At 64.4% G+C, this 23,138-nt stretch carries 17 protein-coding genes; 3 read left to right on the forward strand and 14 right to left on the reverse strand.

Annotated features, from left to right (window positions below):
• Positions 1-110: 110 nt before the first annotated feature.
• A complete protein-coding gene (gene recJ / locus AC6H0R_RS00470) occupies positions 111-1,802 on the forward strand; it encodes a single-stranded-DNA-specific exonuclease RecJ (RefSeq protein ID WP_497579376.1) in 1,692 nt (563 codons plus the stop codon).
• Between the two features lie 85 nt (positions 1,803-1,887).
• Complete coding sequence (locus AC6H0R_RS00475) at positions 1,888-2,550, forward strand: OmpW family outer membrane protein (protein ID WP_497579377.1); 663 nt, start codon at positions 1,888-1,890, stop codon at positions 2,548-2,550.
• A gap of 64 nt (positions 2,551-2,614) precedes the next feature.
• Here the strand turns inward: AC6H0R_RS00475 and AC6H0R_RS00480 are convergent, their stop codons facing one another.
• Positions 2,615-4,246, reverse strand: a complete 1,632-nt coding sequence (locus AC6H0R_RS00480) for a methyl-accepting chemotaxis protein (RefSeq protein ID WP_497579378.1) — start codon at positions 4,244-4,246, stop codon at positions 2,615-2,617.
• A gap of 174 nt (positions 4,247-4,420) precedes the next feature.
• Between AC6H0R_RS00480 and prfB the strand changes: the two genes are divergently transcribed.
• A protein-coding gene (prfB, locus tag AC6H0R_RS00485; protein WP_497579379.1) for a peptide chain release factor 2 occupies positions 4,421-5,525 on the forward strand; the annotation gives its coding sequence in 2 pieces (ribosomal slippage) (positions 4,421-4,501 and positions 4,503-5,525; 1,104 coding nt in all).
• Positions 5,526-5,593: 68 nt separating this feature from the next.
• On the opposite strand, the gene AC6H0R_RS00490 is transcribed toward prfB, so the two are convergent.
• From AC6H0R_RS00490 to AC6H0R_RS00550, 13 genes are all read right to left on the reverse strand, one after another.
• Positions 5,594-5,872: a hypothetical protein gene (locus AC6H0R_RS00490; protein ID WP_497579380.1), complete on the reverse strand. Its 279-nt coding sequence runs from the start codon at positions 5,870-5,872 to the stop codon at positions 5,594-5,596.
• Between the two features lie 176 nt (positions 5,873-6,048).
• On the reverse strand, positions 6,049-7,428 hold the full coding sequence (locus AC6H0R_RS00495; RefSeq protein WP_497579381.1) for a DEAD/DEAH box helicase: 1,380 nt from the start codon (positions 7,426-7,428) through the stop codon (positions 6,049-6,051).
• A 780-nt stretch (positions 7,429-8,208) separates the two neighbouring features.
• Positions 8,209-8,646, reverse strand: coding sequence for a hypothetical protein (locus tag AC6H0R_RS00500; RefSeq protein ID WP_497579382.1), 438 nt, complete (start codon positions 8,644-8,646; stop codon positions 8,209-8,211).
• Between the two features lie 160 nt (positions 8,647-8,806).
• Complete coding sequence (gene yoaA, locus AC6H0R_RS00505; RefSeq protein WP_497579383.1) at positions 8,807-10,786, reverse strand: DNA repair helicase YoaA; 1,980 nt, start codon at positions 10,784-10,786, stop codon at positions 8,807-8,809.
• Between the two features lie 114 nt (positions 10,787-10,900).
• Positions 10,901-11,614 carry an SDR family NAD(P)-dependent oxidoreductase gene (locus AC6H0R_RS00510; protein ID WP_497579384.1) on the reverse strand — a complete coding sequence of 238 codons (714 nt, stop codon included), beginning with the start codon at positions 11,612-11,614 and terminating at the stop codon, positions 10,901-10,903.
• Positions 11,615-11,721: 107 nt separating this feature from the next.
• On the reverse strand, positions 11,722-12,696 hold the full coding sequence (locus tag AC6H0R_RS00515; protein WP_497579385.1) for an L-histidine N(alpha)-methyltransferase: 975 nt from the start codon (positions 12,694-12,696) through the stop codon (positions 11,722-11,724).
• Positions 12,693-14,027 (reverse strand): SUMF1/EgtB/PvdO family nonheme iron enzyme, encoded by a 1,335-nt coding sequence (locus AC6H0R_RS00520; protein WP_497579386.1) that lies wholly within the window; start codon positions 14,025-14,027, stop codon positions 12,693-12,695. The genes AC6H0R_RS00515 and AC6H0R_RS00520 overlap by 4 nt, the downstream gene beginning before the upstream one ends.
• Before the next feature lie 361 nt (positions 14,028-14,388).
• The gene (locus AC6H0R_RS00525; RefSeq protein WP_497579387.1) at positions 14,389-14,820 is read right to left on the reverse strand and encodes a hypothetical protein; all 432 of its coding nucleotides are present in this window, start codon (positions 14,818-14,820) and stop codon (positions 14,389-14,391) included.
• A gap of 236 nt (positions 14,821-15,056) precedes the next feature.
• Positions 15,057-15,794 carry a hypothetical protein gene (locus AC6H0R_RS00530; protein WP_497579388.1) on the reverse strand — a complete coding sequence of 246 codons (738 nt, stop codon included), beginning with the start codon at positions 15,792-15,794 and terminating at the stop codon, positions 15,057-15,059.
• A 542-nt stretch (positions 15,795-16,336) separates the two neighbouring features.
• Positions 16,337-17,425: a cell division protein ZapE gene (zapE, locus tag AC6H0R_RS00535; protein ID WP_497579389.1), complete on the reverse strand. Its 1,089-nt coding sequence runs from the start codon at positions 17,423-17,425 to the stop codon at positions 16,337-16,339.
• Between the two features lie 41 nt (positions 17,426-17,466).
• Positions 17,467-18,894 (reverse strand): dihydrolipoyl dehydrogenase, encoded by a 1,428-nt coding sequence (lpdA, locus tag AC6H0R_RS00540; protein WP_497579390.1) that lies wholly within the window; start codon positions 18,892-18,894, stop codon positions 17,467-17,469.
• A gap of 72 nt (positions 18,895-18,966) precedes the next feature.
• Positions 18,967-20,163: a 2-oxoglutarate dehydrogenase complex dihydrolipoyllysine-residue succinyltransferase gene (odhB, locus tag AC6H0R_RS00545; protein ID WP_497579391.1), complete on the reverse strand. Its 1,197-nt coding sequence runs from the start codon at positions 20,161-20,163 to the stop codon at positions 18,967-18,969.
• A 45-nt stretch (positions 20,164-20,208) separates the two neighbouring features.
• Entirely contained in the window at positions 20,209-23,037 is a 2,829-nt protein-coding gene (locus AC6H0R_RS00550) for a 2-oxoglutarate dehydrogenase E1 component (RefSeq protein WP_497579392.1), read from the reverse strand.
• Positions 23,038-23,138 lie beyond the last annotated feature (101 nt).

Raw genomic sequence — 23,138 nt, forward strand, 5'->3', positions numbered from 1 at the left:
GCCCGGCAAGGATTTGCAAGAACCTCTGCAGGCCCGGAGCGGGTCGGGCCACATGCTAGACTCCGGCGATTCCCGCACCACCCATTCTCTTCAGCCCCAACCGAGCACTCATGCCCGTCATCCAGCCCCGTCAGGCGCATTTCCCCATCGTGCAGGCCCTTGTGGATTCCGGCGTGCATCCGCTGCTCGCGCGCATCTACGCCGCGCGTGGCGTGAAGCGGCGCGACGAACTGGATTACAAGCTCTCCGACCTGCTGCCGCCCGACGCCCTCACCGGCACGCGCGAAGCCGCCCAGCTGCTGGCCGACGCCATCGAGGCCGGTGCGCGCATGGTCATCGTCGCCGACTACGACTGTGACGGCGCCACCGCCTGCGCGGTCGGCCTGCGCGGTCTGCGCGCCATGGGCGCCGACGTGCATTACCTGGTGCCCAACCGCTTTGAGTACGGCTACGGCCTGACGCCGGCCATCGTCGAACTGGCCGCACGCATGGAGCCGGAACTGCTGATCACCGTGGACAACGGCATCGCCAGCGTCGACGGCGTGGCTGCGGCGCGCGCGCTCGGCATCGCCACGCTGATTACTGACCACCACCTGCCGGGCGACACGCTGCCCGAGGCCGACGTGATCGTGAACCCCAACCAACCGGGCTGCGATTTCCCGAGCAAGTCGCTGGCCGGCGTCGGCGTGATGTTCTACGTGCTGCTCGCCTTGCGCGCCGAAATGCGCGAGCGCGGCGCCTTCGGCGAACGGCCGGAGCCGAATCTGGGCGACCTGCTGGATCTGGTCGCACTCGGCACGGTGGCCGACGTGGTCAAGCTCGACCGCAACAACCGCATCCTCGTCTCGCAGGGTCTGGCGCGCATGCGTGCCGGGCGCATGCAGCCGGGTGTGCGCGCGCTGTTCGCGGCGGCCGGACGTGATCCGGCGCGCGCGTCGAGCTTTGACATGGGCTTCGGCCTGGGCCCGCGCCTGAACGCCGCCGGACGCCTGTCCGACATGAGCCTGGGCATCGAATGCCTGATCACCGACGACACGGCCCGCGCACTCAACATCGCGCAGGAGCTCGACAAGCTCAACCGTGAGCGGCGCAGCATCGAACAAGGCATGCAGGAAGACGCACTGGCCCGGCTGATGGAATTCGACCCCGGCAACTCCATGTCGGTCAGCCTGTATGAGCCGGACTGGCACCAGGGCGTGATCGGCATCGTCGCCGGCCGCATCAAGGAAAAGCTCAACCGCCCCACCTTTGCCTTCGCGCGTGGCAACGACGGCGAGCTCAAAGGCTCCGGCCGCTCGATTGCCAACCTGCACCTGCGCGACGCGCTCGATCTGGTCAGCAAGCGCCGGCCCGAACTGCTGCTGCGCTTCGGCGGTCACGCCGCCGCGGCCGGCGTGACCATCCGCGAAACCGACCACGCCGAGTTCACCTCGGTATTCGAAGACGTCGTGCAGGAGCTGCTCGGGGACACCGATATCACCCGCTGCATCGACACCGACGGCGGGCTGGAATCGGCCTGGATGAGCCTCGACGCCGCTCGCATGCTGGAACAGGACGTATGGGGTCACGGCTTTCCGGCGCCGGTCTTCAGCGACGTGTTCCGCGTCGAGAACCAGCGCCTGCTGAAAGAAAAGCACCTGAAGCTGCAGGTCTCCAAGAACGGCCAGCGCTTTGACGCCATCCAGTTCAACTTCGCCGACAGCGCGCCGGGCGAAATCCACGCAGCCTATCGCCTGTCCACCAACGAGTACAACGGCGTCACCAGCCTGCAGCTGATGTTCGAGCACTTCGAGCCGGCGTGATTCGCGTGTTGTTTGATCTGGATCAGCACCCGAAATAACCGTCTCCATATCATGGGCTTTCCCGTAACCCAGTTGGAAAGCCACCATGAAGAAGGCACTGGTTCTCGCTGCGGCACTCGCCGCCGCCACTCCCGCCCTGGCCCACGAAGCCGGCAGTTTCATCGTTCGCGCCGGTGCGGCGCAAGTTGCCCCGAATGACAGCAGCTCGAACGTCAGCATCGCCGGCTCGGCGGTTGCCGGCACCAAGGCCACGGTCGGCAACGATACCCAGCTCGGCCTGACCTTCGCCTACAAGCTCACCGATCACATCGGCGTCGAACTGCTCGCCGCCACACCGTTCAGCCACCGTGTCGGACTCGGCGGCTTCGGCGCGCCGGTGGATGGCAAGCTGGCCGAGGTCAAGCACCTGCCCCCGACGCTGACGCTGCAGTACTACCCGATGGCCAAGGAATCGCGCTGGCAGCCGTACATCGGCGCCGGTATCAACTACACGACCTTCTTTGACGAGAAGCTCTCCAGCGCGCAGAAGGCCAATGGCTTCTCCGGTCTCAGCCTGAGCGATTCCTGGGGTCTGGCCGGACAAGTCGGCATGGACTACATGATTACCGACCGCCTGATGTTCAACGTTGCGGCCTGGTACATCGACATCGACACCACGGCCAGAGCGCGCCTGAACGGCGACCGCGTCAAGGTTAACGTCGATATCGACCCGTGGGTGTTCATGGTCGGCCTCGGCTACAAGTTCTGAGCCTGCCACGCATGCAAAAAAGCCGGGACGCGTCCCGGCTTTTTGTTTGTACGCTGCAGCCTTTTCAACGCAGACGGAAACGGCTCACCGCTGACTTCAGGCTGCGACCAAGCTCCTCAAGATTGCGCACCGTCTCCACAGTCTCGCGCACCGAACGGTTGTTCTCGTCGGCCATCTGCGCAATGCGCTCGACGTTGCCGGCCACATCGTTGCTGGCCACGGTCTGCTCCTTGAGCGCGTCCGAAATACTCGTGGCGTGACTCACCACATCCCGTGCGCCCCCGGCGATCCGCACGATCACCTCGCCCGCCTCGTTGGCCAGCTCAACGCCCTCGCTGACCTGCGTAATGCTGGCGCGCATGGCTTCCACCGCGCGGCCGGTGCCGCCCTGAATCTGCGCAATCATGCCGCCGATCTCCTGCGTCGACACCGCGGTACGCTCGGCCAGCTTGCGCACCTCGTCGGCCACCACCGCAAAACCACGGCCGGATTCCCCCGCGCGCGCCGCCTCGATGGCCGCGTTGAGCGCCAGCAGATTGGTCTGCTCGGCGATTTCCTTGATGACATTGACGATCGACGAAATCTCGTCGGACTGCTTCACCAACGCCTCGATATCCTGCGAGGTGACCGAGACGCGCTGCGAAATCTGCTGGATGCTCGCCACCGTGCGCTGCAGCACATCGCTGCCTTCACCGGCGATGCGATCGGACTCACGCGCGATGGTGGCCGTCTCGTTGGCGCCTTCGGCAACGTGGTTGATGCTGACCGTCAGCTCCTCGACCGCCGCGGCCATGCTCGATGAGGCCTCGCTCTGCTGGCCGGAGGATTCCTCCAGCGAATTGGCCGTGGAGGACAATTGCACCGCAGCGCTGGCGAGTTGCTCCGCACCGCTGGCGATCTGCCCCAGCATCTCGCGCAAACGCCCCTGCATGGACGTGATCGCCTGCATCAGCGCGGCCACTTCATCCGAACCGTCAGCGCGCACCGATACCGTCAGGTCGCCCTGGGCAGTCGCCTCGGCCACCTCGACGGCCTCGCGCAGACGACGCGACAGATTGCCCGAGATCAGCATGGCCATCGCCACCGCGATCAGCACTGCCAGCACGCCGCTGCCGATCAGCACGTAGATGGCCTGACGCTGCTGCGCCTCCTGAGCCGCCTGACGGACCTCCAGAAGATGATGCTCTTCCGCCACGATCTGCCCGGAAATGTCACGCAGCAGGTTCATGCCCTCGCGCCCCGTCCCCTTGCGCACGAAAGCCTCCATGCTCTGCATGATGTCGAGGCCGGAGGTGACCTGCTCGCGGATGGTCATCATCGGAACGACCGTGTCTTCCTGCCATTCCAGCATCAGCATTTCGAGATCGGCAACACGCGCCAGTTGCGCGGCGTTGGTGGAGAGCAGCTCCTTGAGCTTGGCCACTGCATCTGTGTATTCGCTTTGCCCCAAGTCATAGGGCGCAAGAAACGCATCCTCGCCCGACAGGGCAAACCCGCGGATACCGGCCTGCATGTTGCCCAGGCTGATGCGCAGTCGATCAACCTGCCCGATCACCTCGTAAGTCTGTTCGGTCAATTCGGTCGCCGCATCGGAGCGCTTGAAGCTGAAGAGCGCGATACCGATGACCAGGATGATGATCAGCACAACGACGCCAAACGAGAGTGCCAGCTTGCCGCGCACGGACAGATTGTTCATGAAACGTCTCCGGGGGTTGGAGGGATGCCGGACTGCATCTTCGGGTGACTGTCCGTATTTTCGTATCGGCCGGAATCTTACAGACTTGAGCCCCGGATCAAGCGCTGTGTTCGCTTCGCGCATCGGCTGCCGGTATACTCGCCCTCCTGCCCAAACACAGCGAAAAGACCCCCGATGGAAGCCGAACGCATCAACGCCCTCGCCGAGAAACTCACCGACCTCGCGGCTCGCGGGGCGGAACTGCGGAGGTATCTTTGACTACGATGAGAAAGCTACCGATCTGCGCGAACTGAACCTCGCACTGGAAGATCCGGACGTCTGGAACAACGCCGAACGCGCGCAGGAGCTCGGCAAGCAGAAGCGTCAGCTCGAAGATGTCGTCGTGATGCTCGACGACATCGCGCGCATGTCGCGCGACCTGAAAGACCTGTTCGAGCTGGCCGAAGCCGAGAGCGACGAGGAAACCGTCGAAGCCGTCGAAGCCGACATCGTGGTGCTGGAATCCAAGGTCCATGGCCTGGAGTTCCGCCGCATGTTCTCGAACCCGATGGACCCGAGCTCGTGCTTCATCGAAATCCAGTCCGGTGCCGGCGGCACCGAAGCGCAGGACTGGGCCGGCATGCTCGAACGCATGTACCTGCGCTACTGCGAGCGCAAGGGCTTCGACGTCGAGATCATGGAAGAATCCGAAGGTGAAGTCGCCGGCATCAAGGGCGCCACCATCAAGGTCAGCGGCGACTACGCCTACGGCTACCTGCGTACCGAAACCGGCATCCACCGCCTCGTGCGCAAGAGCCCCTTCGATTCGAACGCGCGCCGCCACACCAGCTTCTGCTCGGTGTTCGTCTACCCGGAAGTCGACGACTCGATCGAGATCGAGATCAACCCGGCCGACGTCCGTGTGGACACCTACCGTGCCTCAGGCGCGGGCGGTCAGCACATCAACAAGACCGACTCCGCGGTGCGCCTGACGCACGAGCCCACCGGCATCGTCGTGCAGTGCCAGAGCGACCGCTCGCAGCACAAGAACCGCGCCGAAGCCAACTCCATGCTCAAGGCGCGTCTGTACGAGCTGGAACTGCGCAAGCGCCAGAGCGAGCAGCAGGCGCTGGAAGACTCCAAGAGCGACATCGGCTGGGGTCACCAGATCCGCAGCTACGTGCTCGACCAGTCGCGCATCAAGGATCTGCGCACCAACTTCGAGGTCGGCAACACCCAGGCCGTGCTCGACGGCGACCTGGACGACTTCATCGCCGCCAGCCTCAAGCAGGCCGTATAAGCCTTCACCGGCTGCAGCAAAAAGGGCGCCCTCGTGAGGCGCCCTTTTTGCGTCCTGCCTGTCCGCGCTTACTTGGCGAGGTAGGCGTCGATCACCGCCGGGTCGTTGGACTTCACGGTCATCTTGTTCGGGCCGGCCGCGATACGCGTCACGACGACCTTCGGTTCCTTGTTCTGCGACACCAGCGCAACATCCTTGTCGCCTTCCTTCAGCACCCACAGACGGTTGTCGTGCACGTGCGTGTAGAAGCCCTTCTTGGCGTAGGCATCCTTGCCGCCCGAGGTCGCACAGGCACCCAGAGCCAGGCTGGCAGCCAGCACGGCAATCGCAAGCTTCATCTTGTTCATGGCAGTCCTCCCGTTGAAAGCCGGAGGCGAGTTTGCGCAGGCCGCGTGACGCTGCCGTGACACGCGGGTTACCGGCCCGTGACATCGGAGGCAGCGGCGGTCGGCCTGACGCGCAGGGCACAAAAAAACAGGGCGCCCCGAAGGGCGCCCTGCTTCATTCAAGCGATGCGAACAACTCAGCCGCGCGGGCCGAAGCTGCTGCGCGGGCGACGAGCGCCGTCGCTGCGACCGGCGTTGCCGCCATTGCCGCCGCCATTCCCATTACCACGGGACTGGCCGTTTCCGTTACCTGCAGCACGACCTGCACCCTGACCATTGCGCGACTGCCCCTGGCCCGGACGGCCGTGGGTACGCGGGCCGGGACGCGGCGGACGGGCGTCCGACACTTCCACGTGCGTACCCGGCGCAGCCGGCACAAAGCCGGTTGCCTCGGCGCGCTCGATGCGGCGCTTGATCAGACGTTCGATACCGGCCAGCAGCTTGGTCTCTTCACCGTCAACCAGCGAGATCGCAGCACCCGAAGCGCCCGCGCGGCCGGTACGGCCGATGCGGTGCACATAGTCTTCGGCCACGTTCGGCAGCTCGAAGTTAACAACCTGCGGCAGCTGGTCGATGTCCAGACCACGCGCGGCAATGTCGGTCGCAACCAGCACCGGCAGCTTGCCTTCCTTGAAGTCACCCAGCGCACGCGTGCGCGCCGTCTGGCTCTTGTTGCCGTGAATCGCGGCGGACGGAATGCCGTTCTTTTCGAGGTACTCGGACAGCTTGTTGGCGCCGTGCTTGGTGCGCGTAAACACCAGCACCTGTGCCCAGCTGTTCTGGCGGATCAGCCAGGCCAGCAGCTCGCGCTTCTGCTTCTGACCAACCATGTAGACCGACTGGTCGACCAGCTCGGACGCCGTGTTGCGGCGTGCAACCTCGACGCAACCCGGGTTGGTCAGCAGGCCGTTGGCGAGCTGACGGATTTCGTCGGAGAAGGTGGCCGAGAACAGCAGGTTCTGACGCTGCTTGGGCAGCAGGGCGAGCACTTTGCGGATGTCGCGGATGAAGCCCATGTCGAGCATGCGGTCGGCTTCGTCCAGCACCAGAATTTCAACGCCGGACAGGTCCAGGGTTTTCTGACCGATGTGGTCGAGCAGACGGCCCGGCGTGGCGACGAGAATGTCGACGCGCTTGCGCAGGGCATTGATCTGCGGGTTGATGCCAACGCCGCCGAACATCACCATCGAAGTCAGATCAACGTGCTTGCCATAGGTCTGCACGGACTCCTCAACCTGCGCGGCGAGTTCGCGCGTCGGGGTCAGGATCAGGCAGCGCGGGCGGCCCGGCTTGCTGTTGGCAGCCGGATTCTCGAGCAGGCGATGCAGCACCGGCAGCGTGAAGCCGGCGGTCTTGCCCGTGCCGGTCTGAGCGGCGGCAAGCAAGTCGCCCCCGGCCAGTACCAGCGGAATGGCCTGCGCCTGGATCGGCGTAGGCGTGGTGTAACCAGCTTCGGAAATCGCACGCAAAAGGGGAGCGGCCAGTCCGAGACTGGTGAAATCGTTTTGAATCGTCATGTAGCGGAATACTCGTGCCGGGCCTGTCGCGCGTCTGCGACGACACCAATCTGAGGCTGGCGGGAAGTCGGGGATCCGTTGCGGATCGTCCGGATAGGAAAGTTGCGCCCGCGCCGATTGGAGACACGAACGGGGCGAATGATAACGTACTTCACCCACCCCTCCCCGACTTTCTTTCCGGAAACACCGTCTGGACGGGGTTTCGCGAGGCGTCGTTTCGCGCTGTGTGAGCGGGTCGGGGTGAGGATGGTAGAGCTCCCTCTCCTTGAAGGGGGCGAGCGATCCTCCCTCCCCTTCAAGGGGAGGGCCGGGGTGGGGATGGGTCACTGGGCTGCAACCCATCCCCCTCCTAACCGGTAGTCTCGGCTGCGCCTCGCCGCTCCGCAGGCAGCGAGCATGCTCGCTGAAACCTCTGCTCCGCCCCCCTTGAAGGGGGAGGAACAAGTCCTTTCGCCTCCGCGCACGCGGAGCAGAGCACCAGCACCAAGCCACTTCCAAAAGGCCAGGGATGTCGCAGCGCCGTCCGACTTAAGGTGGCGAGCAATCCTCCCTCCCCTTCAAGGGGAGGGTTGGGGTGGGGATGGGTCACTGGGCTGCAACCCATCCCCCTCCTAACCGGTAGTCTCGGCTGCGCCTCGCCGCTCCGCAGGCAGCGAGCATACTCGCTGAAACCCCTGCTCCGCCCCCCTTGAAGGGGGAGGGACAGGCCCGCCTACCGTCAGCGCGCCCCTCCTAACCGGTAGTCTCGGCTCCGCCTCGCCGCTTCACCGTCCAGCCTCCCTAGCGCGCATCATTGAGCACCAGCTCGAACTCCGGCCTGGGCCGCAGCAAGGCGCGCTGGCGTGGCGTTGCCCGCATCTGCAGGCGGATGTACTCCCCACCGCCCACCGACGCGTGCAGGCGCATGCAGTATTCGACGATCTCCATGCGTGCGGCCAGCGGCACTTCGTTCATGCGGTCGAGATACAGCAGGTACGACACCTCGCCCACGCCGATGAAGTTGAGCATGGGCGCAACGCTGAACCAGGGGTTCTCGCCGTCGTGGCTGAGCGGCATGCCGTGCCGCATCAGGATCTCGCGCACCTCATGGGCGATCTGCATCGACAGTTCGGGAAACTGCCGCGCCTTGTCGCGCTCGCCGGCTGCGGCCGGCATACAGGCGACCAGAAGCGCGCAGCACAACCACACACGCCCCCGCCGCAGAATAGACTGATTCACGCTCTCTCCTCCTCGTTCGGGGCGGCGACGGCTTCTGTGAGCATCGTCCGCATCCGTGAGACCAGCATGAACCGGCTCGGAGAATGAAGTCCAGCGGCGGCAGGCCTGCGCGTGCGCAAAAGTCCCTGCAGTGGGTCAGGAAGGCAACACAGGGGGCAACTCAGGCTGCGGGCGCAGCCTCGGCATCCGGCACCACCGGCGGCGGCAAGGCTTCCAGCCACTCCACCGCTTCAGCCTCGACGCGGGTGCGGCGCATCGGCGGCAGGCTGCGCCACACCATCTTGCCGTAGGGCTTGCCGATCATGCGCGGGTCGCACACGCACAGCAGGCCGCGGTCGGTCTCGCTGCGGATCAGCCGCCCGGCGCCCTGCTTCATGCTGATCACCGCGCGCGGCAACTGGTAGCTCATGAACGGGTTGTGGCCGGCCTTCTGCAGGTGTTCGATGCGCGCGGACAGCACCGGATCATCCGGCGGCGCAAACGGCAGACGGTCGATGATCACCAGGCTTAGCGCATCGCCCGGCACATCCACGCCTTCCCAGAAGCTCTGGCTGGCCACCAGCACCGCGTTGCCCAGCATGCGGAAACGCGCCAGCAGCTCGGTGCGCGAGCCCTCGCCCTGCAGCAGCATGGGCAGATTGTCCCCGGCGGCCGCCAGTCCATCGGCAATCAGAGCATGCACGCGGCGCATCGCGCGCAGCGAGGTACACAGCACGAAGGCCCGCCCACGCGCGGCGCGGATCAGCGGCAGCGCGGTGCGCGCCACGGCGTCAACGTAGTCCGGGTGATTGGGGTCCGGCATGTCGCTCGGCGCGTAGAGCACGGCCTGCTCGGCATACTCGAACGGGCTACCCCACACCGCCGTGACCGGCGGCTTTTCGAGCCAGGAGAGGCCCATCTCGTTGCAGTAGTGCGAAAAATCATTGCCCACGGCCAGCGTGGCCGAGGTGAAGATCCAAGCCCGCAACTGGCCTTCAAGCTGGCGCTTGAACACGCTGGCCACATGCAGCGGCGTGGCGTTGAGCGATACCGACTGCGAGAACACCTCAACCCAACGGATCATCTCGGCGTCTTCCGGCCCGCGCCAGCGCGCCAGCCGCTCACGCATCTCCTGCGTGCGGCGCAGGCAGTTGGCCAGCCCTTCGGAGCGCTCGGCCTGGGTTTCCAGCACGGTCTCGAAGGCCACGACGGCCTCATCCACGCCATTCACCGCTTCATCAAAGCCCTCGCGCCCCACTGCCTGACTCCAGCTCATGCGCGCCGATTCGGCGCCAAAAGCCAGCCGCAGATCACGCGCGGCCTTCTCCAGCAAGCGGGTGGCGTCCACCAGATCACGGCAGTCGGGGGCGGAGGCTATGGTTTCCGTGCGGGTATCGCGCGCGAGTTCCAGAATCTGCGCGCTCGACACGCTCTCGCCAAAGAACAGGCTGGCCGTCTCCGGCAACTGGTGCGCCTCGTCGAAGATCACCGCATTGCAGGCCGGCAGCAGCTCGCCCATGCCCACGTCGCGCAGCATCACGTCGGCAAAGAACAGGTGATGGTTCACCACCACCACATCCGCATCCATGGCCTCGCGCCGAGCCGCCATCACGAAGCAGTCCTTCACGTTCGGGCATTCCTGCCCCAGGCAGTTGTCGCGCGTGGACGTGGCCGCAATCCAGGCCGGCGAATCCTCGCGCACGTCGGTGCATTCGGCCTTGTCGCCGGTGTGGGTGATCTGCGCAAAGCGCACGATCTTGCGCAGGTCCGCCGCGTCCTGCGGGCTCTGGAAACGCCCTTCCTTGGCGTTGCGCTCCAGGTGGTACGGGCACACGTAGTTGGCGCGCCCCTTCAGCAAAGCCATGCGCACCGGCACCTTCAGCGCATCGCGCACGGTTGGCAGATCGCGTTTGAACAGCTGATCCTGCAGCGTTTTGGTGCCGGTCGAGACAATCACCTTGCCGCCAGCCAGCAGCGCCGGCACCAGATAGGCAAAGGTCTTGCCGGTGCCGGTGCCGGCCTCGGCCACCAGCACGCCGTAACTTTTGAGCGCTTCCTCGATCCGCCCCGCCATCTCCACCTGCTGCGGCCGCGCCCGGAAGCCCGGAATCGCGCTGGCGAGCGGCCCGTCGGGCGAAAAGGCGTGGGTAAGGTCGGTCATGGGATGCTGAGGTGCGTGAAAGACGCAATGGTAGCAAGCGTCAGTATCGTAGGGCGCAATAAGCGCAAGGCATTGCGCCGCATGACGCGAGAAACCGGACAAGCCACCCCACGGTCACCAGGGGAGTTTTTCACCGCTGTAGGCGTAGAAGCTGCCGGTTTCCTCTGCCCCCAAGCCGTCCAGCACCCGCAGCAGGTCACCCGCAGCGTCGGTGGCTGGGCGGCCAATCTCGGCGCCGTTGAACGGGGCGGACAGGCCTGAGTTGACCGTACCGGGGTGCAGCGCCACCAGCACGGCCTGCCGGTGGGTGCGCGCCACTTCAATCGATGCGGTCTTGAGCAGCATGTTCAAGGCAGCCTTTGAAGCGCGGTAGCTGTACCAACCGCCCAGACGGTTATCGCCGATGCTGCCGACCTTGGCGGACAGCACAGCCAGCAGGCCACGCTCCTTCGGGGGCAACAGCGGTGCAAAGTGGGCGAGCACCAGCGCAGGGCCGAAGGTGTTGATACGGAAGACGGCTTCCATCTGCGCACGGTGCATCTGGCCCAGGCGCTTTTCTGGCATGCCGTGGTCGCCATGCAACACGCCGGCAGCAAGCAGGATGCAATGCCACGGCCCCTGCGCCTTCAATTGTTTCGCGGCATCGACGATGGAGGCTTCGTCCTCCAGATCAACCGCCGGATCGGTGCTGCGGCCCAGGCCCACGGCCAGCGCGCAGCGTGGGTCAGCCTGCAGGTGCGCCAGCAAGGCACTGCCGATGGCGCCGGAGGCACCGATAACGAGGGCGCGATAGCCCTGGGGAAGTGACTGAAGGGAAGGCGTGAGCATCGGCGCTCGCTATGAGGTCAAGGCGACCAAGCGTAGCCCGACCGTCGAGCCCGCACAAAGAAATCGCATCCGACACAGCCCTCCGTCACGCCGGGCTCGGGCGGGGCTCACCCACCCTGCACCGGCTTGCAGCCGGCCAGCGCCAGCGCGAAGCCGTCTTCGCTGTTCTCCCAGCAATCCTGCTCGACAAAGCCCGCCTCACCGAGCAGCGTGAAGATGCCTTCGCGGGTGTATTTGTGGGCGCTCTCCATCCAGATCGGCTCGCCCTCGGCCAGCGTCAGCTCAAGCTCGGCGGCGGCGATGTGCACGGTCTGAGCCTTGCGGCTGACCAGCCAGGCTTCAACGCGGGAGGCCTCGGCATTCCAGAGCACGCGGTAATCGAAGGCCGACAGGTCGAAATCGCCACCGAGTTCGCGGTTGATGCGTACCAGCAGGTTGCGGTCGAAGGCGGCGGTGACGCCGAGCGGGTCGTCGTAGGCGAGCAGCATGTCGCGCTCGGCCTTGACCAGATCGGCGCCGAGCAACACCCGGTCGCCCGGCCGCATCGCAGCGCGTATGGCTCGCAGCATGGCCAGCGCGCCGGGGCGATCAAAGTTACCGATATTCGATCCCAGCATCAGCACCAGCTTGGGACCGGCCCCCGCTTCCACCTCTGCCAGGCCCGCCTCGTAGCTCGCTTCGTGGCGAACCACGGCCAGGCCGGGCAGCGTCGCCAGCCGGACTTCGGCCGCATCCAGCGCCGAGGCCGAGACGTCGATCAGATGCACGTCGAGCGGCGCGGCCTGCGCGTCCCGCGCCCCGAGCAGGCAGGCCAGCTTGGCGCCATTACCCGGCCCCAGCTCCACGACCGAGCGCAAGGGCATACAGGCCGCCAGAATGTCTACGCCATGTCGTTCGAGCAGAGCGCTCTCGGCGCGCGTCAGGCGGTACCACGGCAGCGCGCAGATGGCCTCGAACAGCGCCGAACCCAGCGTGTCGTACAGGTAGCGCGACGGCAGACGCCGTGGCGATGCCGTCAGGCTCTGGCGGATGTCACGCGCAAAGGCGGCGAGCTCGGTATCCGGGGGCGTGCGCGCGTTCATCGGCCGCCCTCCGCCACACAGCGAAAGCTCGCGAACACGTAGGGATAGCGCGGACGGAACCAGTTGCGGAACGACGGCCGGACCAGCTCGCGCACGGTCGCCGGTGAAGCGCCCTTCATCACGTAATGCTGGCCGTCGAAGAAATCCGCCGAATATTCCGGGTATTCGGCCATCGGTGCGAAACCGGGGAAAGGCTCGAACGGCGTCGAGGTCCATTCCCAGCCATTGCCGACCAGATCCTCGACACCCCAGGCGCTGGCCCCGTCCGGGTGGCTGCCGGCCGGTTCCGGATCGTAGCCGTCGAATCCGAAGGCGCCATGACGCGCCTGCGGCGCCTCGTCCCCCCAGGGGAAACGCCGTTGCGGCCCAGCGGGGTCGCCCAGCGCCGCGCGCTGGTACTGCGCTTCGGTGGGCAAGGCCATGCCGCGCCAGCGCGCATAGGCGCTGGCCTCCGCGTGCGTCACCCACACCGGCCACGCCAGCGGCAAAGGCAGGTCACAGAACATGCCGCGCCACTGCCACGACTCACCATCACGCTGCCAGAAATGCGGATGAGTCATCCTGTGTTCGCGCAGCCACGCCCAATCCTCGGGGCGCCACCAACGCTCGTCCTGGTAGCCACCGGCCTCGACGAAGGCCAGGTACTCCGCATTGGTCACCTTGTGACGCTGAATGCGAAACGCCGACACGTCCGCGCCATGCGCCGGCACCTCGTTGTCCCACGCAAAAGGCAGATCGCCCGGCGCCACCCCCAGCACCGCGTGCCCGGCCGACACGGCGACCATCTCCTGCTCGGGCGCCGCGCCGCCGATATTCGGCGTATAGCCCTCCGGCGCGCGCTTGTCGCTGTGCGGAAGCGCATGCCACAGATACATCAGCGTCTCGTGGTGCATGGTTTCGTGTTCGAGGATGCGATGCACGACATCAATCGGCCCATCGGGGTCGCTCAGCACGCTTTCGATCGCCGCACGCACGCGGCGGTCCGCCTCGTCACGGAAGGCAATGACCGCAGCCCGCTCCGGCCATTCGTCGGCCTCGTTGCCGCGCGCTTTCACATCGCTCGTCGCCTCATGCGGATCAATGCCGCGCGCGAACAGGCGTTCCAACTCTTCATCAATGGCCGGCCCGCCCAGCGCCTTGCGCACCAGATGTGCATGGCTGAATGCCGGCACATGGCCCTCGTAGAAGACCAGCGGATTGCGCAAGGGAATCGGTCGCCCGAAATAGGCGCCGTCGGACAAGGTGGCATAAAGCGCATGCATTCGACGGCGATTGCGGTCGAACTGGTCAAGCAAGTCGGACCCGGTGCAGAACTTGATGGGCGCGTTCATGTGGCAAATCCTCCTAGCCGTGCCTGTCTGTGCCGACTGGCGGGTTGCGATGACTGCAACGCTACGCGTTCAATGTTGCACGGTGTGGCGCCGGCCCGCCAGCTTGCGGCGCCGAGAAGACAACACTGAAAGCAGCGCCTTGCTCAGTCCCACTTCCCGTCGGGGTTTTTATCTTAGGAGCACATTCGCCGGCGTTGCGACGAAGCAAAATTGCGATACACAACTCTGCTGCAGAGGCCAGGCAGACGTACAAGCACGGCCGGTGACGCATGACTCATTGGAAAGCATACGGCGCAATGCCCTTCCGTTATTGCGCCCTACGCGAACTGCACCGTTCGCATCGAACCATTGCATTGAAGCTTTAGCGCTCGTGAAAGTATTTGCAGGTAAAAATCTGAACGCCAATCAGCTTTCGATCCTTCTCAGAGGGCCTGATCAAAGCTCCGGCGGTTCGTGCAAGCGTTCCTCGATTTTCGCTAGCGTTGAACGAAACAGTGCTTCCGATGGCGTCCAGACAGACGCTCATAGGAGGGATCATTTGCTCGCAAACAGGGTGCATTAGATCAAGGCTCGAGGAGAGCACGCTCGGATCGAGAGCAAGACCATCTTTGACTAGGTAGAACTCTTCGCCTTTGATTTTGGTGGGTTTCCACTCATATCCGTTCCAGGCAAGCCCGATGGATTGTTCTACCGTGCAGGCCAACGAGATTCGCGCTGCCAGGGTGTGGCCAAAAGGCAGCACCAAGACGATTGCCATGACCATGGATTGAATGCGGTTGCGTGTGAGGCTCATCGAGCTATCCTTGGGTTGATCAGCAGGCTGTCCACATGAATTTATGCGTTTCCTGCATTGTACTCAGGGCGGCGCCATCGCAGCGCGCTGGAGGGTCAGGTCTATATTCTAGACCGGTCTAGAATATAGACCTGACCTCGACTTCCTCTTTTTGATCTCACTAACGATCGGCACAACCGACACCACGCCGGTGTGGGAAGACAATCTGGGTCAGGGCGGAGCTACAGCACGAGCAATTATCTTTGAAGCAACAGCAGGCAGGCGGCAACGCCAAACAGCCACGGTAAGCCAGCATCCACGATTAACCACCGCAGATTTTGGCTACGGAGCATCAGCGTGTACACGTTGTCGAATCGCTGGAGCGATGCGAAAACACGGTCGTAGCCTTTGCCCATTGCTCCTGTCGGAGCAGCGCGGTCAAGAAATTGCTCAAATTGCTCCTTTATGGTCTTAGCTGCCTGACCAAAACGCACGTCATCACTCTTGCTCGCAAGGTCTTCTATCCGTGTTTCGAACTCCTCGAGCTTTCGGTGGAAATCCTCAAATCGTCCTGCTTTTTGGTACCACCAATTTGAGAGAGTCGATTGCCTGAAGTCCTTGGTGGAGTCGGCTCCATCCTCCCCCATACCAACAACCATCGCTTCGTTCGATACAAGGCGATACCGGGTACCTGTCACTCTCAGACGCCAGACGCCCCACGTCTCCCAGCAAAGCCAAGAAAAATGAAGTGTCAGATATAGAAGAATGAGAAACAGCACATCACTGACCAACTCATCATTCAGGCCCACAAACTTCAGGCCCAATAGGCTTGAGTGGGGATCAATCCTAATGTCTTTCAGGACAATCACGATGGCGATGAATGCTAGGACCAGCAGCCGCGCTCGAACCTTCAATGCCATGTCCGAGAATTCCGTAAATACGGGCTCACTCATCACTTTGCTTACTGCTTCAATCCGTTCATCAGCGTCAGCCACCACACACTCCGGTGATTTAAACAGCATCAACTATACAATGGCAAAATGATTGGCACGGGTGAGCGATGCTAAATTGAATGCAGGACTTCCTGATCATCCTCGACAATTCGCCGCGAACCATGTTTTTGATTAAGGTAAATAGAGGACAGACTGAGGTAACACGGGTTTCCCGGACACATTTGAAGATGGACAATATCTTTGGAGGTGTCTCATGGGAAAGAACATCGAGCCGGTCAAAGACGCAGCGTAACCAACCCATACCCTCATGACAATCGCCTTGCGGTGACATTGCCCCCTTCCCCCTCTGGCTCGCCGAGCGTAGGCCGGTTTCGCCGGAGCAATCCGGTCCTGCTGCTTGAGCGAAGCAAGTTCAGGACCGGCCGGCGAAAGCGGCTGGAGCGAGGGAAGCCCGAAGGGCCGAGACGGCGGGGCACGTTTCTTTGCCTACTTTCTTGGCGTGCACCAAGAAAGTAGGTCGCCCGCCGGGGCGAGTCCCGGCCGGTCGAGGCAGCAGAACCGACTCCAGCCACTAGAAGCACTGGCTAGGCGCGGTGCGCCTCCGCCAAATACTCCCTCCCCCGCATCTCAATCAGCCGGCTCACCGTCCGCACAAACTCATGTGCGTTCTGCCCCTCGACATACACCTCATGCGCCTCGACCTCGGCGCTGACGACCAGATTCACACGGCAGTCGTACAGCACGTCGATCAGCCACGTGAAGCGGCGCGCGGCGGAAGCCTCGGCTGGCGTCATGCGCGGCACGGATGAGAGCAGCAGCGTGTGATACTCGCGGGCAATTTCCAGATAGTCGTTCTGTGAGCGCGGGCCGTCGCACAGCGTGGCGAAGTCGAACCAGATCACGCCAGCGGCGCGGGCGCGGACGGGGAAGTGGCGCTCCAGCACTTCGATTTCTCCGGACTGCGGGGGCTGCTGCGAAAGTCGCTCGAAATCCGCGGCGAGGCGCGCTTCGGCGGCGGCATCAGCCGGGACGACCCAAGTCTGCATGTCGATCAGTGCGCGCAGGCGGTAGTCGGTGCCGGCGTCGACTTCCAGCACGTCAAAGCGCTGCTTCATCAGCTCGATGGTGGGGATGAAGCGCTGGCGCTGCAGACCATGGGGGTAGAGGCCGTCGGGCGGGTAGTTGGAGGTCATGACGAAGACCACACCAGCGCCGAGCAGCGATTCGAGAAGACGGCCGAGGATCATGGCGTCGGCGATGTCGGACACGTGGAATTCGTCGAAGCAGAACAGGCGGGTTTCGGCGGCGATGCGCTCGACCACCTTGGCGAGCGGGTCGGGCGCGTTGTTCAGCCGGCGCAGGTCGTTCTGCACTTCCTGCATGAAGGCGTGGAAGTGCACGCGGCGCTTTTTCGGCTCCGGGACGGCCTCATAGAAGCGGTCCATGACAAAGCTTTTGCCGCGCCCTACTCCGCCCCACAGATAGACGCTGCGCGGTGGCTGCGGCTTGCTGAACAAGCGGCTCAGAAAGCCGGCTGCGGGCGCAGCGAGCTCGTCCGCGAGGACTTGCAGGCGCGTGATGGCGGTCTGCTGCGAGGGGTCGGCAGTGAAGCCGCGCTCGGCGAGCGCGGCCTGATACGCGGCGGTGATGACGCCGGAGGCGGATTCGGTCATGGGGAAATGATAAGGCCCGCCGAAGCGGGCCGTGGTCGGCTTTAAAAATGTAGCGGCCGCTTATCCACCGCGAGGGCGGCTTCGTGCACCGCTTCCGACATGGTCGGGTGGGCGTGGCAGATGCGGGCGAGGTCTTCGGCTGCACCGGCGAACTCCATGGCCACGACGGCTTCGGCAATCAGCTCCGAGGCGCCGGCACCGACGATGTGCACGCCGAGGATGCGATCGGTCTCGGCGTCGGCCAGGATCTTGGCGAAGCCTTCGGGGGCGGCCATGCCCATGGCGCGGCCGTTGAAGGCGAACGGGATCTTGCCGGCGCGGTACTTCACGCCGTCGGCCTTGAGCTGCTGTTCGGTCTTGCCGACCCAGGCAATCTCGGGCGCGGTGTAGATCACCCACGGCACGGTGTTGAAGTCGCAGTGGCCGGACTGACCGTTGATGACTTCGGCCACCATCACGCCCTCTTCCATGGCCTTGTGCGCGAGCATGGGGCCGCGCACGACGTCGCCCACCGCCCACACGCCGGGCAGGGTGGTGGCGCAATGGTCATCGACCTTGATGAAGCCGCGATCATCCAGCTCCAGACCGACGCGGTCAGCGTCCAGCCCGTCGGTGTTGGGCACGCGGCCCACCGACACGATGAGGCGGTCGGCGGCGAGCTTGTGCTCCTTGCCGTCCTTGTCGGTGTAGTCGATGGACACGCCGCTGCGGGTTTTCTTGACCTCGCCGATCTTGCAGCCGAGCTGGATGTCGAGACCCTGCTTGGTGAAGATCTTGAGCGCTTCCTTACCTACATCCACGTCGGCCGCGCCGAGGAAATCCGGCAGGGCTTCGAGCACGGTGACTTCGGCACCCAAGCGGCGCCACACCGAACCCATCTCCAGGCCGATGACGCCGGCGCCGATGACGGCGAGCTTCTTGGGCACGGCGGTGAGGTCGAGCGCGCCGACGTTGTCGCAGACGACCTTGTTGTCGACTTCGACGTCTTTCAGGTGGCGCGGGCGCGAGCCGGTGGCGACGATGACATGGGTGGCCAGCACTTCCTCTTCACCCACGGCGACGCGCCAGCGCTCGCCTTCGCGCGCGACGAAGCGGCCGTGGCCGGCAACGAAGGTGACCTTGTTCTTCTTGAACAAGCCCTTGATGCCGCCGGTGAGCTGGTCGACGATGCCGTTCTTGCGCTTGAGCATCTGCGCGACGTCGATCTTGGGCTTGCCGACGACGATGCCCTGGTCGGCAAAGCTGTGGCCGGCTTCCTCGAACAAATGCGAGGTGTGCAGCAGCGCCTTGGACGGAATGCAGCCGACGTTGAGGCAGGTGCCGCCGAGGCGCGGTTCGCCCTTGGGGTCTGCATAGGGGTTGGATTCGCAGCAGGCGGTCTTGTAGCCGAGCTGGGCGGCGCGGATGGCCGCGACGTATCCGCCCGGCCCACCGCCGATCACGAGTACGTCGAATTCACGGGTGGACATGGGTGTTGTCTCCGGATCGGGTGAGGCAATGCGCGCACCAGCCGGATGGCGGCCGGTGCGGCGAGAAGTGAATCAGATGTCGATGATCAGGCGTGCCGGATCTTCCAGCGCTTCCTTGATGGTGACCAGGCCCAGCACGGCTTCGCGGCCGTCGATGATGCGGTGGTCGTAGGACAGCGCGAGGTAGTTGATCGGGCGGATCACGATCTGGCCGTTCTCCACCACCGGGCGATCCTTGGTGGCGTGAATGCCGAGGATGGCCGACTGCGGCGGGTTGATGATCGGGGTCGACAGCATCGAGCCGAACACGCCACCGTTGGAGATCGAGAAGGTGCCGCCGGTGAGCTCTTCCATGCTGAGCTTGCCTTCCTGCGCCTTCTTGCCGTATTCGGCGATCTTCTTCTCGATGTCGGCGATGGACATCTGGTCGACGTCCCGGATGATCGGCACGACCAGACCACGCGGGCTGCCGACGGCAATACCGACGTCGATGTAGCCGTGATAGACGATGTCGTTGCCGTCCACCGATGCGTTGATGATGGGGAATTTCTTCAGCGCGGCGACCACGGCCTTGACGAAGAAGCCCATGAAGCCCAGACGCACGCCGTGAGCCTTCTCGAAGCGCTCGCCGTATTTCTTGCGCAGCTCCATGACCGGCGCCATGTTGACCTCGTTGAAGGTCGTGAGGATGGCGTTCTCGTTCTTGGACTGGATCAGGCGCTCGGCGATGCGGGCGCGCAGGCGCGTCATCGGCACGCGCTCTTCCGGGCGGTCGGCGGCGTCACGCTCGATCATGCGGGCGGACGGCGCGGGTGCGGAGCTGCTGCTGCCGGCAGCCACGGCGTCTTCCTTGGTGACGCGGCCACCACGGCCGGAGCCGGCCACGTCGTCGGCGGCAACGCCCTTCTCGTTCAGGATCTTGCGCGCGGCGGGGCTGGCGGCGGCCGATGAGGCCGACGACGCTGCCGGAGCGGCTTTGGTTTCGGCCTTGGCCGGAGCCGCAGCCGGCGCGGCCTTGGCGGCGCCCTTGGCTTCAGTGTCGATCTGCGCGAGCACTTCACCGGCAGTGACGGTGTCGCCATCGGTCCGGACGATCTTGACGATGACGCCGTCGGCCGGAGCCGGCGTTTCGAGCACGACCTTATCGGTCTCGATGTCGATCAGGTTCTCGTCGCGCGACACGGTGTCGCCTTCTTTTTTGTGCCACTTCACCAGCGTCGCTTCGGACACCGATTCAGACAGTTGCGGCACTTTCACTTCGATCAGCATGGAGTTCTCTCCCTGTTGCCTGTTCTGTTGTGCGATGGGGCTGGATCAGTCCTGGATGGGACCAAATGCGTTTTCGATGATCGTCTTCTGCTGCAGGTTGTGTTTGGCGTAATAGCCCACCGCGGGCGACGCCGAACCCGGACGGCTGACCAGCAGCAGTTCGCGGCCGGCGCCCAGCACGTTGGCCAGATGCTGGCGCGAGGCCAGCCAGTACCAGGCGCCCTGGTTGCGCGGCTCTTCCTGGCACCACACAAACTCCTTGGCCTTGGGGAACTGGGCCAACACCTCGCCCAGCGCCTCCGCAGGGAAGGGATAGAGCTGCTCGATGCGCACCAGAGCGGTGTCGGTGATGCCCTGCTCGCGGCGGTGTGCCAGCAGCTCGTAGTAGATCTTTCCCTGGCACAGCACGATGCGCTTGACCTTCTTGGGGTCGAGCTGGTCGATCTCGCCGATGACGGTCTGGAAACGGCCGGTCGCCAGCTCGTCGAGCGTCGAGATCGCTTCCTTGTGACGCAGCAGGGACTTGGGCGTGATGATGATCAGCGGCTTGCGCATCTTGCGCAGCATCTGGCGGCGCAGCAGGTGGAAGATCTGTGCCGGAGTGGTCGGCACGCAGACCTGCCAGTTGGTCTCGGCGGCCATGTTCATGAAGCGCTCGATACGTGCCGAGGAGTGCTCCGGCCCTTGCCCTTCGTAGCCGTGCGGCAGCATCAGCGTGAGCCCGCAGACACGGCCCCACTTGGCTTCGCCGGAACTGATGAACTGGTCGAGCACGACCTGGGCGCCGTTGACGAAGTCACCGAACTGCGCCTCCCACACCACGAGCTGGTTGGGCTCGGCCGTGGCATAGCCGTATTCGAAGGCCAGCACGGCCTCTTCGGACAGCACGGAATCGAAAATCTGCACCGGGCCCTGGCCTTCGCGGATGTCCTGCAGCGGAATCCAGGCACCGTCGTTCCAGCGCTCGCGGCGCTGGTCGTGCAGCACGGCGTGGCGGTGGAAGAAGGTGCCGCGGCCGACGTCCTCACCCGAGATGCGGATGCCGTAGCCCTGCGCGACCAGGCTGGCGTAGGCCAGGTTCTCGCCCATGCCCCAGTCCAGCGGCAGATCGCCACGGCCCATGGCAGCACGGTCATTGACGATTTTCTCGACGCGCGAATGCAGGATGAAGCCTTCCGGCACCGCCGTGAGGCGTTCGGCCAGACGCTGCGCCTCGGACAGCGGAATGGCGGTGTCGGCGTCGTCGGTGTAGTCGTGACCCAGGAACGGCGTCCAGTCGACCGCGTACTTGCTGCTGTGGCCGGACAGCACCGGATTGGACAGCAGCTCGCCGCGGTCCAGATGCTCGCGGTAGTCGCGGATCACGGCATCGGGCTCTTCCGGCGGAATCGAGCCCTCGGCCACCAGACGGTCGGCGTAGATCTGACGCGTACCGGGGTGCGATGCGATCTTACGATACATCAGCGGCTGCGTGACCATCGGCTCGTCCTGCTCGTTGTGGCCGAGCTTGCGGAAACACACGATGTCGATGACGACATCCTTCTTGAACTCGTTGCGGAATTCGGTCGCCAGCTTGGTGACCAGCGCCACCGCTTCGGGGTCATCGCCATTGACGTGGAAGATCGGCGCTTCGACCATTTTGAAGATGTCGGTGCAGTACAGCGACGAGCGGGTGTCACGCGGGTCGGACGTGGTGAAGCCGATCTGGTTGTTGATGACGATGTGCACGGTGCCGCCGGTGCCATAGCCACGCGTCTGGGAGAAGTTGAGCATCTCCTGGTTGACGCCCTGCCCGGCCACCGCCGCATCGCCGTGGATGAGCACGCCGACGACCTGCTTCTTGTCGACGTCTTCCCGACGGAACTGGCGCGCGAACACGGAGCCGGCCACCACCGGGTTGATGATTTCGAGGTGCGAGGGGTTGAAGGCCAGCGACAGGTGCACCGGGCCGCCCGGGCTCATCACGTCGCTGGAGAAACCCATGTGGTACTTCACGTCGCCGGAAGCGAGGTCGGCCGCGGCCTTGCCCTCGAATTCAGAGAACAGCATCGACGGCGACTTGCCGAGCACGTTGACAAGCAAGTTCAGACGGCCACGGTGGGCCATGCCGATGACGATCTCCTGCGCGCCGTGGGTGCCGGCCACACGCACGATCTCGTCCATGGCCACGATCATGGATTCGCCGCCTTCGAGCGAGAAGCGCTTCTGGCCTACGTACTTGGTGTGCAGATAACGTTCGAGCGTTTCAGCGGCCGTGACGCGGTTGAGGATGCGCCGCTTGGTCTCAATGTCGAAGCGCGGCGTGGCACGCAGGCTTTCGAGCCGGGCCTGGATCCAGCGTTTCTGCTGGATCTCGGAGATGTACATGTATTCGCAGCCGATGGAGCCGCAATAGGTCTGGCGGATGGCTTCGAGGATTTCGCGCAGCGTGGCGTGCTCGCTGTCGAAACCGTGGAAGGAGCCGACGTTGAAGCTGCGATTCAGGTCAGCTTCGGTGAAGCCGTAGTAGGACGGCTCGAGTTCGGGCACGTCCGGGCGCTCGGTACGCTTGAGCGGATCGAGGTTGGCCCAGCGGTTGCCGAGAAAGCGATAGGCATTGATCAACTGCAGCGCCTTGACCTGCAGCTTGTCGTCGTCGCCGGCCGACACCGTGCGCATGCGCGGCTGCTTGGCCAGTTGCGCAAAGGCCTCGACCACGGGGCCGTGGGCTACGTCGCGCACGGCCGCGCCGGCCTGGGCCTGCAGCTTGTCGAAGTACTCGCGCCAACTGTCCGAGACCGAGGCCGGATCGGCCAGATAGGACTCGTACAGCTCCTCGACGAACGGGGCGTTGCTCCCGAATAGGTAGGACGTCGATTTGCGCTCTTGCATCATGTTGATCACCTGCTCGCTGGGTACTTCACGAATTGCAGAACCTGCGCCTGGCCCCGAATTGAAAACGGGACAGCCGGACAACCCGGCCATCCCGTCCGTGA

It is taken from the genome of Pseudazoarcus sp. NS36, from assembly GCF_059703705.1.

Excerpts from the sequence above, each read along its gene's own strand:
- AC6H0R_RS00480 (WP_497579378.1), bottom strand. The coding sequence starts at position 4,246 with ATGAACAATCTGTCCGTGCGCGGCAAGCTGGCACTCTCGTTTGGCGTC.
- odhB (WP_497579391.1), bottom strand. The coding sequence starts at position 20,163 with ATGCTGATCGAAGTGAAAGTGCCGCAACTGTCTGAATCGGTGTCCGAA.
- recJ (WP_497579376.1), top strand. The coding sequence starts at position 111 with ATGCCCGTCATCCAGCCCCGTCAGGCGCATTTCCCCATCGTGCAGGCC.
- AC6H0R_RS00490 (WP_497579380.1), bottom strand. The coding sequence starts at position 5,872 with ATGAACAAGATGAAGCTTGCGATTGCCGTGCTGGCTGCCAGCCTGGCT.
- lpdA (WP_497579390.1), bottom strand. The coding sequence starts at position 18,894 with ATGTCCACCCGTGAATTCGACGTACTCGTGATCGGCGGTGGGCCGGGC.
- yoaA (WP_497579383.1), bottom strand. The coding sequence starts at position 10,786 with ATGACCGACCTTACCCACGCCTTTTCGCCCGACGGGCCGCTCGCCAGC.
- AC6H0R_RS00515 (WP_497579385.1), bottom strand. The coding sequence starts at position 12,696 with ATGAACGCGCGCACGCCCCCGGATACCGAGCTCGCCGCCTTTGCGCGT.
- AC6H0R_RS00520 (WP_497579386.1), bottom strand. The coding sequence starts at position 14,027 with ATGAACGCGCCCATCAAGTTCTGCACCGGGTCCGACTTGCTTGACCAG.
- AC6H0R_RS00510 (WP_497579384.1), bottom strand. The coding sequence starts at position 11,614 with ATGCTCACGCCTTCCCTTCAGTCACTTCCCCAGGGCTATCGCGCCCTC.
- AC6H0R_RS00550 (WP_497579392.1), bottom strand. The coding sequence starts at position 23,037 with ATGATGCAAGAGCGCAAATCGACGTCCTACCTATTCGGGAGCAACGCC.
- AC6H0R_RS00525 (WP_497579387.1), bottom strand. The coding sequence starts at position 14,820 with ATGAGCCTCACACGCAACCGCATTCAATCCATGGTCATGGCAATCGTC.
- AC6H0R_RS00475 (WP_497579377.1), top strand. The coding sequence starts at position 1,888 with ATGAAGAAGGCACTGGTTCTCGCTGCGGCACTCGCCGCCGCCACTCCC.
- zapE (WP_497579389.1), bottom strand. The coding sequence starts at position 17,425 with ATGACCGAATCCGCCTCCGGCGTCATCACCGCCGCGTATCAGGCCGCG.
- AC6H0R_RS00495 (WP_497579381.1), bottom strand. The coding sequence starts at position 7,428 with ATGACGATTCAAAACGATTTCACCAGTCTCGGACTGGCCGCTCCCCTT.